This is a genomic window from Accumulibacter sp., assembly GCF_029255145.1.
In the GTDB taxonomy this organism is placed as follows: Bacteria; Pseudomonadota; Gammaproteobacteria; order Burkholderiales; family Rhodocyclaceae; genus Accumulibacter.
Genome location: NZ_JAPUVQ010000033.1, coordinates 1 through 5,751, shown reverse-complemented (window position 1 = coordinate 5,751; position 5,751 = coordinate 1). Strand labels below are relative to the sequence as shown.

Genomic DNA, 5,751 nt, shown 5'->3' with positions numbered 1-5,751 from the left:
TCTGCCGCATCAAGCAATTTCGACGTATCGCCACACGCTACGACAAACTCGCCGAGCGTTTCGCTTCCTTCATCGCCCTCGCCGCATCCGTCATTTGGCTCGCTTGAATGTCAACACACTCTAGAGCCCGTCCTTGATTATCTCCCCGCTGTCGACGCACTGATAGTCGGTCGTGCATCTTGTCAGGGAGCAGACGGCTGCGGTCTTGATGGCCACCTGTTTTCGTTGGGCGCACAGTTTTTCTGCCCTGGCCCGAACGTCGGCAATCACCTTGTCCGAATTCGCGTGATCGAAAGTCAGATAGTTGGTGTCCGCGCCAAAGCCGACGAGCAGATTGTCGGCGCAGCTTGAGAGGAGGAAGGTCAGCAGGAGTGCGCGGATGATCATCGGGGTGGGGGAGAAAAGAGCATGAAAGTTGACGCCAGCCCCGAAAGTATCACGGGCCACGGCCTCGGCAGTCAATCGAAGATTTCCTCCCAAGGAACCGTTGACGGTGTGCACTGGAGGGCGTCGCTATCGGAGAGATCACAGTCGGACTCCGCCCGGCGTTTCAGACCTGCTGCCAACCGATACCTGCAGCCATCTGCAGGTTGCGCTGACGGACTCGCGCTTGACGCAGCATCACCAGTCCCGCGACCACGACGCCGACGGTAACCAGCGCGACCATGATCGTCGCCAACGCGTTGATGTCCGGGCTGACGCCGAGGCGAACCTTTGAAAAGATCACCATCGGCAGCGTGCTGGAGCCCGGACCGGAAACGAAACTGGCGATCACCAGGTCGTCGAGCGAGATGGTGAACGCCAGCAGCCAGCCGGAAATAAGCGCCGGCGAGATGATCGGCAGGGTCACCAGCAGGAACACTCTGGCCGGCCGCGCGCCGAGGTCCATGGCCGCTTCTTCGAGCGACACGTCGAGCGATGCCAGGCGCGATTGCACGATCACCGCCACGTACGACAGCGTTAGTGTCATGTGCGCGATCGTGATCGTGCTGACGCCGCGGCCCTCGGGCCAGCCGAAGGCGTGTTCGGTGGCGACGAACAGCAACAGCAGCGATAGGCCGGTAATCACTTCAGGCATCACCAGCGGCGCGGTGATCATCCCGGTGAACAGCGTGCGACCACGGAAGCGCCCAAAGCGTGCCAGCGCCAGGCCGGCCAGCGTGCCGAGGATTGTTGCGCCGGTGGCATTGATCGCCGCGACGCGCAGCGACAGCCAGGCCGCGTCGAGAATCTGCTGGTTCTCGAACAGCTTGCCGTACCACTCGGTCGAGAAACCGCCCCAGACGGTCACCAGCCGCGACTTGTTGAAGGAATAGAAGACCAGCGACAGGATCGGGACATACAGGAAGGCAAAGCCGAAGACCAGGAACGACAGTCTGGCGAGCGAGGTTTTCGACTTCACGTGCGCGCTCCGCTGGCCCGCCCCTGGAGGCGCTGGAAGTACACGATCGGCGCCACCAGGACCAGCAACAGCGCGATGGCGACCGCGCTGGCCACCGGCCAGTCACGGTTGTTGAAGAACTCGGTCCACAAGACCTTGCCGATCATCAAGGAGTCTGCTGGCCCCAACAAGGCGGGGATCACGTATTCGCCGACCGCCGGTATGAATACCAGCATGCAGCCGGCAACGATGCCTGGCGTCGACAGTGGCAGGGTAATGCTGATGAACGCTCGCAGCGGGCGGCAACCGAGGTCTTCGGCGGCCTCCAGCAGGCTCAGGTCCATTTTTTCCAGGTTGGCATAGAGCGGCATGACCATGAAGGGCAGATAGCAGTAGACGATGCCCAGATAGGTCGCGAAGTCGGTCTGCAGCATGACCACCGGGTGATCGATCACTCCCAGCCAGAGCAGCAGATTGTTGAGCAGGCCATTGCTCTTCAGGATGCCGATCCAGGCGTAGACGCGCAGCAGGAACGAGGTCCAGAAAGGCAGAATGACCAGCATCAGCAAGATGCCACGCCAGCGGGCGCCGGCACGCGCGATCGCATAGGCCAGCGGGTAGCCGATCACCAGCGCCAGAGCGGTCGATAGCGCCGCCACCTGCAGCGAATTGGCGAAGGCGCGCAGATACAGGCTGTCTTCGAACAGGTACAGGTAGTTGCCGGGATTGACGTTCAGCCGGATGTCGGCCAGGCCGTCGCCGGCCCAGTTCAGCAGCGGCTGATAGGGCGGCATGGCGATCTGTGCTTCCGAAAAGGAAATCTTCAGCACGATCACGAACGGCACCAGGAAGAACAGCAGTAGCCACAGATATGGCACGGCAATCACCGCCGTCCGACCACGCACTCCCAGGCGCACCAGTAGCGCCTGCGTCCAGCGAACCGGCGGCAGATTCCTGGCCGCCCCAGACAGGCGCCGGACAGCGGCGCCGACGCGCTGGCTGCCGCCTGGCTGCACGGCCGGCTTCATGCGCCGACCAGTACCGGGCTGCTGTCGTGCCAATGCAGGAACACTTCCTGTTCCCAGGTGATGTCCTGGTCGTCGCAACGCCGAACGTTGGGGCGCGTCACGCGGATCGTCTTGCCCGATGCGAGGCGGATCAGGTACACCGACAGGTCACCGAGGTAGGCGATCTCCTTGACGTGGCCCTGCGTCCAGTTGGCTGCCGCCTGCGGTGGCGTCAGCGACAGCTGGATCTTTTCCGGCCGAATGGCCACCCAGACCCTGGCTGCGGGCGTTGAAGCGATGCCGTTCGCGACCTGCACCGGCCGTTCGAGTTCCGGGCAGGCGATGCGCAGCAGACCTGCCTCATCAGCGGTCTGCTGGCCTTCGAACATGTTGACCGAGCCGATGAACTCGGCGACAAAGCGGTTGCCGGGGAACTCGTAGATCTCCTTGGGCGTCCCCACCTGAACGATCCTGCCGCGCTCCATGACCCCGATTCGCGACGACAGGGTCATCGCTTCTTCCTGGTCGTGGGTGACCACCACGAAGGTGACTCCCAACTGCTCCTGCAGATTGACCAGCTCGAACTGGGTGTGTTCGCGCAGCTTCTTGTCGAGTGCGGCCAGCGGTTCATCGAGCAACAGCAGCTTGGGTTGCTTGATCAGCGCCCGCGCCAGGGCGACGCGTTGCCGCTGGCCGCCGGACAACTGGTCAGGCTTGCGTTGTCCCAGCTCGGCGAGGCGCACCAGCTTGAGCATCTGCGCCACCCGATCGGCGATCTCGGAGCGCGACCGATGCTCCATCTTCAAGCCGAAGCCGACGTTCTGTTCGACGCTCATATGCGGGAACAGCGCATACGACTGGAACATCATGTTGACCGGACGTTCGTAGGGCGGGATGCCGCTCATGTCCAGGCCATCGATGAAGATCCTGCCGCTGCTCGGCTCCTCGAACCCCGCCAGCATGCGCAGCAGCGTCGTCTTGCCGCAACCGGAACCACCCAGCAGACAAAACAGCTCGCCCTGAAAGATGTTCAGCGAGACCTCGTTGACGGCAACAAAGTCGGCAAAGCTCTTGGTGACTCGTTCAAGCCGAATGTACGGTCTCGCCGCGGGGTCGTTCCACGGCTGCCGGACGCCTGGCGAAGCAACTTCGGAGGTAGCCATGTCACCTCCCGGGTGGCCTAGCGACCGGTCTGGAAACGAGTCCAGGTGCGCGTCAGCAGGCGATTGTAATCGTCGCTGACCGCCAGCTCCGGCGACAGCTTGGCCTTCACCTCGGCGCCCGGAAAGACGCTCGGGTCGTTCTTCACCTCGGGCTTGATGAATTGCTCCGAAGCCAGGTTGCCGTTCGGGTAGTGCACGGCGTTCGAATTGGCCGCCGCCACTTCCGGCTGCATCAGGTAGTCGATGAACAGATGCGCGTTCTTCGGATGTTTGGCATCGGCTGGAATGACCATCATGTCGAACCAGATGATGCTGCCTTCCTTCGGCAGGGCATAAGCCACCTGCACACCCTTGCCCGCCTCTCTGGCGCGATCGCGCGCCTGCAACACATCGCCGCTGTAGCCGACGGCAAGGCACAGGTCGCCGTTGGCCAGGTCCTCGATGTACTGTGAGGAATTGACTTTGCGCACGTACGGACGAATTTTCATCAGTTGCTCTTCGACCAGCCTCAGATCGCCGGCGTCCTGGCTGTTGGGATCCTTGCCGAGATAGATCAGGACAATGCTGCGGATGTCGGACGCCGCATCGAGTATCGAGATCCCGCAATCCTTGAACTTGGCCGCGTATTTCGGATCGAGCACCAGCGCCCAGCTGTCCAGTGGCGCGTCCGGCATGATCTTCCTGACCTTGTCGACGTTGTAGCCGATGCCCTCGGTTCCCCACATATAGGGAATCGCGTGTTCGTTGTTCGGATCGTGCAAGGCGACGCGCCGCATGATCGCCGGATCCATGTTGCCGACGTTCTTCAGCACCGACTTGTCGAGCTTCTGAAACACGCCAGCCTTGATCTGACGTTCCATGAACTGCGCCGATGGCATGACCAGATCGTAACCCGTATTGCCCGCCAGCAGCTTGGTCTCGACCACTTCATTCGAATCGAAGACGTCGTAATTGACCTTGATGCCGTACTTGGCCTCGAAGTTCCTGACCGTATCCGGGTCAATGTAATCCGACCAGTTATAGACATTGAGCACCTTCTCGGTGTCGGTGGCGACCGCGGATTTGGCAACCGCCGACGGGGGCGCAGCGACTTCGGGTTCCTTGCCGCAGGCGGACAGCAGCATGGCAACGGCACCCAGACAGGCGAGCTTGCAGGCGAGGGTAGGGGCGGGACTTGATGGCAGGAACATGGCGCAGCCTTTCGATGCGGGATGGCGACAGCCGCAGCGTAACCCAGCGCCAGAGACACGCCAAGGGGTAGATCGTTGGCCGCCGCCCAGCGTCCGCCGAAGCGGCTTCGCCCCTGGACCGGGCACGCGCAGTCCGGACGACTTACAGAGCGAGGGCGGGTATCTGGTGTCTGGCAAGAGGTCACTTTGAAGTGGTCAGCAAGGTGGGTGGTCTTGGCCCCGGACCGGACCGGGGAAGCGAGCCATGGCGGCTGGATTCCATGTGGAAGTCGGCTGGCTGGTTGCGAGCCAAAGGAAACCTTCGTCTTCACTGGGGGCGAACGTTCAACGTTCAAGATTACCGGCCTCGCGCGGCTACTTGCGCGAGGTCCGGTTAATGGCAGGGTTGGGCGGCGGCTCGAAGCAGGCAGTGACCGAGCACGGCTTGAGTGCTAAATTTAGCCCCATGAACGCCCACGTAGACCACATTCTTGACGAAGCTCTCGGATTGCCTCCCGACGAGCGTTCGGCCTTGACGGTAGCGCTACTCGATAGTCTCGAAGGCAGTGACGATTCCTCAATCACGGAAGCGTGGCGGCAGGAGATCAGGGCGCGGCAAGCGGCCCTTCGGGCAGGGACAGTTGCGGCCGCTTCTTGGGCGGAAGCCAGAGCGAGGCTGAGCGCTCGGTGACACGCTTCGCAGTCGAAATTCTCCCCGAAGCAGAGGCAGAAATCAGAGAGGCGTTCCTTTGGTATTTCGATCGCAGTTCTATCGCGGCCGAGGCTTTTCGAACTGAAACGCTCTAGCAGCCTGTCGGAGTGCGCCGTGCCAAGGCGCTGTTTTCCAGCGGGTGCAAATCCCGCCCGGCAACTTTCGCTCCGGCCGGTAGCAACTGGAGCAGTCGTGGTGTAGTGGTCAAGTAATTTCGGACACCGGGATAGGTTGTTTTTCTGCCATTTGATGTTCATAGACATTCGGCGGCAGGTAACCGAGTTTCGAGTGCAGGCGGGTGCTGTTGTAGAAGCCGACG

General features: G+C 61.9%; 6 protein-coding genes and 1 pseudogene. 2 read left to right on the top strand and 5 right to left on the bottom strand.

The genetic code is table 11. The features are described from left to right. Positions 1 to 107: pseudogene (locus Q1L50_RS03650) on the top strand (IS5/IS1182 family transposase); the annotation flags it as partial. Positions 108 to 120: 13 nt separating this feature from the next. On the opposite strand, the gene Q1L50_RS03645 reads toward Q1L50_RS03650, so the two are convergent. From Q1L50_RS03645 to Q1L50_RS03625, 5 genes are all read right to left on the bottom strand, one after another. Beyond that, on the bottom strand, positions 121 to 462 hold the full coding sequence (locus tag Q1L50_RS03645; protein ID WP_300335980.1) for a hypothetical protein: 342 nt from the start codon (positions 460 to 462) through the stop codon (positions 121 to 123). A gap of 88 nt (positions 463 to 550) precedes the next feature. Beyond that, positions 551 to 1,402, bottom strand: coding sequence for an ABC transporter permease subunit (locus Q1L50_RS03640; protein ID WP_300335979.1), 852 nt, complete (start codon positions 1,400 to 1,402; stop codon positions 551 to 553). Further along, the gene (locus Q1L50_RS03635; RefSeq protein WP_300335977.1) at positions 1,399 to 2,409 is read right to left on the bottom strand and encodes an ABC transporter permease subunit; all 1,011 of its coding nucleotides are present in this window, start codon (positions 2,407 to 2,409) and stop codon (positions 1,399 to 1,401) included. Before Q1L50_RS03635 ends, Q1L50_RS03640 begins: the two co-directional genes overlap by 4 nt. Further along, positions 2,406 to 3,551: an ABC transporter ATP-binding protein gene (locus tag Q1L50_RS03630; RefSeq protein ID WP_300335975.1), complete on the bottom strand. Its 1,146-nt coding sequence runs from the start codon at positions 3,549 to 3,551 to the stop codon at positions 2,406 to 2,408. Before Q1L50_RS03630 ends, Q1L50_RS03635 begins: the two co-directional genes overlap by 4 nt. Positions 3,552 to 3,568: 17 nt before the next feature. Then, positions 3,569 to 4,741: a polyamine ABC transporter substrate-binding protein gene (locus Q1L50_RS03625; RefSeq protein ID WP_300335973.1), complete on the bottom strand. Its 1,173-nt coding sequence runs from the start codon at positions 4,739 to 4,741 to the stop codon at positions 3,569 to 3,571. A 244-nt stretch (positions 4,742 to 4,985) separates the two neighbouring features. Between Q1L50_RS03625 and Q1L50_RS19985 the strand changes: the two genes are divergently transcribed. Beyond that, positions 4,986 to 5,411, top strand: coding sequence for an addiction module protein (locus tag Q1L50_RS19985; protein WP_366145209.1), 426 nt, complete (start codon positions 4,986 to 4,988; stop codon positions 5,409 to 5,411). The last annotated feature ends 340 nt before the right edge of the window (positions 5,412 to 5,751 follow it).

Bases quoted from the DNA above. Each gene is read 5' to 3' on its own strand.
- Q1L50_RS03630 (WP_300335975.1), bottom strand. From the start codon at position 3,551: ATGGCTACCTCCGAAGTTGCTTCGCCAGGCGTCCGGCAGCCGTGGAAC.
- Q1L50_RS03635 (WP_300335977.1), bottom strand. From the start codon at position 2,409: ATGAAGCCGGCCGTGCAGCCAGGCGGCAGCCAGCGCGTCGGCGCCGCT.
- Q1L50_RS03625 (WP_300335973.1), bottom strand. From the start codon at position 4,741: ATGTTCCTGCCATCAAGTCCCGCCCCTACCCTCGCCTGCAAGCTCGCC.
- Q1L50_RS19985 (WP_366145209.1), top strand. From the start codon at position 4,986: ATGGCGGCTGGATTCCATGTGGAAGTCGGCTGGCTGGTTGCGAGCCAA.